Origin of the sequence: Burkholderia sp. Ac-20384 (assembly GCF_017104605.1) — a bacterium.
Taxonomy (GTDB): Bacteria; Pseudomonadota; Gammaproteobacteria; order Burkholderiales; family Burkholderiaceae; genus Burkholderia; species Burkholderia lata.
Genome location: NZ_JAAGPE010000422.1, coordinates 1 through 240 on the forward strand (window position 1 = coordinate 1; position 240 = coordinate 240).

The following is a 240-nucleotide window of genomic DNA, read 5'->3' on the forward strand; positions in this document are numbered from 1 at the left end:
GACAGAGACGGAAGTGTAGAAGTGGAGGTGAGTTGTGAGAGAGAGGGGACGAAGAGTGGGTATAGTGTGACAGAGAGGGAGGGTAGTGAATGGGATATGGACGAGTGGGGGGAATGCGAGAGAAGGTGCGGAGTGAGGAGCAAGAGAGGAGGGATTAATGGAGGCGTGGAAGTCGAGGGAATGAGTTATGAATAAGGAGAACGGGAAGAAGAGAGTGTAAGTTTTTTTTTTTTAAGGATG

1 protein-coding gene is annotated in these 240 nt (G+C 49.2%); it reads left to right on the forward strand.

Annotated elements, in window-relative coordinates; genetic code table 11:
• The coding region (locus G3O00_RS38835) for a hypothetical protein (protein WP_206146160.1) at nt 1-195 on the forward strand (195 nt) is incomplete at its 5' end.
• Nucleotides 196-240 lie beyond the last annotated feature (45 nt).